Source organism: Rhizobium sp. SEMIA 4085, from assembly GCF_013004495.1.
GTDB classification, from domain to species: Bacteria; Pseudomonadota; Alphaproteobacteria; order Rhizobiales; family Rhizobiaceae; genus Rhizobium; species Rhizobium gallicum.
Genome location: NZ_JABEPH010000469.1, coordinates 1 through 3,846 on the forward strand (window position 1 = coordinate 1; position 3,846 = coordinate 3,846).

A 3,846-nucleotide genomic window follows, 5' to 3' on the forward strand; every position below is an offset into this window, starting at 1 on the left:
GGTTGGGATCGAGCGGCACAACACCAACCAGGCGCGGCCGATCGCCGGCCGCAAGACCGTCGCGCCCCACCATGGCCTTGCCGATGAAATCGGCCTTTACCGACGAAACCATTTTCGCCAAACCGAGATCAGCCGGAACGACGGTGCCGTTGATCTCGTTGTGGGTGAGATGGCCCTTTTCGATGCGCATGACGCCGAGCGCTTCGACGCCATAGGGCATGATGCCATCGTCTTTCCCGGCGTCCATCACGGCATCGGCAACGCTTTCGCCGTAACCGGCCGGCACCGCGAGCTCATAGGCAAGTTCGCCCGAGAAGGAAATCCGGAAGAGGCGGCCGTGAAGCGTGCCGTTGAAAAGTGAGATATCCTTCGCTGCGAGAAAGGGGAAGGCAACGTCGGAGATGTCGTCGTCGACGATCTTCTGGAGAATAGAGCGGGCTTTTGGCCCGGCGATCGCCATCTGCGCCCACTGGTCGGTGACGGATGCGAGGCGAACGTCGAGATCTGGCCACAGCGCCTGCGCGCAGAACTCCAGGTGGTTCATGACGCCTGCGGCATAGGCCGTCGTCGTCGTCATGAAGAAGCGGTCCTCTTCAAGGCGGCTTGTCGTGCCGTCGTCGTAGATCATGCCGTCCTCGCGCAGCATCAGGCCATAACGGGCCTTACCGACCGGTAAGTTGAGGAAACCATTGGAATAGATCCGGTTCAAAAATTGTGCCGCGTCTTTGCCGCAGATCTCGATCTTGCCGAGCATCGAGACGTCGCACAGCCCCGCATTCCGCCGCACGTTCAGCACTTCCCGGTCGACACTTTGGCGCCATGTATGTTCGCCCTTTCGCGCGAACCAGGAGGAGCGATACCACAGACCGGTCTCGACGAAGACGGCGCCGTTCTTTTCCGCCCAGCCGTGCAGCGGCGATTTGCGCACCGGCTGGAAATGATGTCCGTGATAGGCGCCTGTCAGCGCACCGAAGGAGACAGGCGTATAGAAAGGCCGGAAAGTCGTCGTGCCGACGTCTGCCGGCGAGACGCCGCGCGCTTCAGCCAGAAGTCCGATGGCATTGATATTGGAAAGCTTGCCCTGATCCGTCGCCATGCCATTGGTGGTGTAGCGCTTGGCAAGCTCAACATGGCCATAGCCCTCGCTGACGGCAAGGCAGAGATCCTTGCGATGCACGTCATTCTGGAAATCGACGAAGGCCTTTCCCTTGACGCCGGTTATGGACCAGACCGCCTTTTCAGGCGGGGCGAGGATATCGTTCTCCACAGCGCCGAACGCAACGGCTGCCGCCTTGAAGCCAAGTCCCTCTGCCATGGCCGCGCCCTGCCGCGCGCCGTCCGCAAGGCAGGCGGCAAGGCCGCCAACGGCGCAAACGGAGCCGGCGAGTGCCATCCCCTTCAGATTGCCCGGTGCGAGGAAGGCTGCATTGTCATCCGACCAGACCGGTTTGCCGCCGCGGTGGCAGGCAAGGTGGATGATCGGGCTGAAGCCGCCTGCCATGGCCAGGGCATCAACATTCAGCCGTTCCGTGCGGCCCTTTGAGCGGATATCGATTGCGTTCAACGCCTTGCTGCCCTTGGCATCCGATACCACGGCACCCCTGATGATGCGCGCCGGGCCAAAGTAGCCGCTGCCGCCGCCCTCGCGGCTGTCGACGATGGCGGCAAGCTGAATGCCGTGCGCTTCGAGATCGCGGGCCAGTGCATAGCCGCTGTCATTGGTGGTGAAGATCGCTGTCGCCTTGCCGGGCGCAACAGCATAACGGTTAAGGTAGTGGCGCATAGCGCTCGCCATCATCACGCCCGGAATATCGTTGCCGCCGAACACGACCGGACGCTCTTCCGCTCCCGTCGCCAGAACGCTGCGCTTGGCGACAATGCGCCAGAGACGTTCCACAGGTACGTTGGGCTGCGGTTCGGACACATGCTTTTGCACCCGCTCGACGGCGCCGAAGACATTGCCGTCATACCAGCCGAAGACGGTGGTGCGGGTCAGGAGGGTGACATTCGGCAAGGCTTCGAGCTCGCAGATGCAGTCGGCTGCGAAATCGGCAGCCGCCTTGCTGCCGATCGATGCGGTCTCGCTCAAAAGCGCGCCGCCGGCAACTGAGTGCTCGTCGATGAGAATGACGCGGGCGCCGGCACGGCCGGCACTGATGGCGCCAGCCAGCCCCGCCGGCCCGGCACCGATGACGAGCAGGTCGCAATGTGCCCAGCACTTATCATAGGCGTCCGGATCGGTTTCATATGTTGCCTTGCCCAGTCCGGCGGCCTTGCGGATGAAGGGTTCGTAGATCCTTTCCCAGAACGAGGCAGGCCACATGAAGGTCTTGTAGTAGAAACCGGCGCCGAGGAAGGGTGACAGAAGGCTGCTCAGCGCGCCGATGTCGACGTCGAGCGACGGCCAGCGGTTCTGGCTTCTTGCTTCGAGGCCGGCATAGAGTTCCTGCATGGTGGCGCGCGTGTTCGGCTCGGTGCGGCCGCCGCGGCCGATGGTCATCAGCGCATTCGGCTCGGCTGCGCCTGCCGTCAGGATGCCGCGCGGCCGGTGATATTTGAAACTCCGGCCGACGAACCGGCGGCCGTTGGCAAGCAGTGCAGAGGCGAGGCTGTCGCCCTCAAGGCCTTCCATCGCCTTGCCGTCGAAGGTAAAAGACAGCGACTTGGAGCGGTCGATCAGCCCGCCCTTCGGCAAACGGTAGGATGTCATGCGCCTGTACCTTCCTTGCCAGAGGCAGCGTCGCGGCATGCGGCTATCTCATGGGTCACCGTATCGCGGGCGACGACCAGCCACCGCCGGCAGCCGGACGTGTGATGCCAATATTCCTCGTAGGCACCGCGGGGATTGTCGCGCAGATAGACGTAGTCGAACCAATCGTCAGGACCGGCATCGGGCGTCGGTCGCGCAAGGGCAGCGCCCTTGATGGTGAATTCCTCTTTGGATCTTCGCCCGCAATGCGGGCAGGGCACGAGACTTGCCATTTCGAATGTCCTTGATCCGCGAAATCAATGCAGGTTGGGCTGGGCGCCTTGGCCCTTTTCGTCGATGAGATAGCCGCGCTGAAAGCGGTCGAGCCGGAAGGCCATCGCCGTCTCCTGCGGGACGTCGCGGGCGAGAAGATGGGCAAAGCAAAGGCCCGACGCCGGGGTCGCCTTGAAACCGCCATAACACCAGCCGGCATTCAGGTAGAGATTGTCGACATGGGTCCGGTCGATGATCGGCGAACCATCCATCGACATGTCCATGATGCCGCCCCAGGAGCGCAGCACCCGGACCCGCGACAGCGCCGGGATCATCGCCTTTCCGGCTTCCGCCACATGTTCGACCGTCGCCAGATTGCCGCGCTGGGCATAGGAATTGTAGCCGTCTATGTCGCCGCCAAAGACGAGGCCGCCCTTGTCGGATTGCGAGACGTAGAAGTGTCCGGCGCCGAAGGTGACCACCCCGTCGATGAAAGGCTTCAGGCCTTCCGAGACGAAGGCTTGAAGCACATGGCTTTCGAGCGGCAGCTTCAGGCCGGCCATCCGGGCGACCTGCGAAGAATTGCCCGCTGCCGCGAGCGCCAGCTTGCCGCAGCCGATGAAGCCGCGACTGGTTTCGACGCCGATTACCTGGCCGTTGCTTAGACGGATGCCGGTCACCTCGCAGCCTTGGATGATGTCAACGCCGCGCTGATCGGCACCACGGGCATATCCCCAGGCGACCGCGTCATGGCGAACTGTGCCGCCACGCTTCTGCAGCAGGCCACCCTGGATCGGGAAACGGGCATTGTCGTAGTCGAGAAAGGGCAGCATCTTCTCGACCGAAGCGCGGTCGAGAAGCTCGGCGTCGACGCCGTGCAGCCG

3 protein-coding genes are annotated in these 3,846 nt (G+C 63.1%); all 3 read right to left on the minus strand.

The annotated features are described in order from the left end of the window. On the minus strand, positions 1–2,710 hold a 2,710-nt coding region (locus C9413_RS29245), incomplete at its 3' end, for a sarcosine oxidase subunit alpha family protein (RefSeq protein WP_170251282.1). Continuing rightward, on the minus strand, positions 2,707–2,982 hold the full coding sequence (locus tag C9413_RS29250) for a sarcosine oxidase subunit delta (protein WP_040115996.1): 276 nt from the start codon (positions 2,980–2,982) through the stop codon (positions 2,707–2,709). The genes C9413_RS29245 and C9413_RS29250, both read right to left, overlap by 4 nt. Before the next feature lie 24 nt (positions 2,983–3,006). Beyond that, positions 3,007–3,846, minus strand: an 840-nt coding sequence (locus C9413_RS29255) for an FAD-dependent oxidoreductase (RefSeq protein WP_170251283.1), incomplete at its 5' end; no start/stop codon positions are given.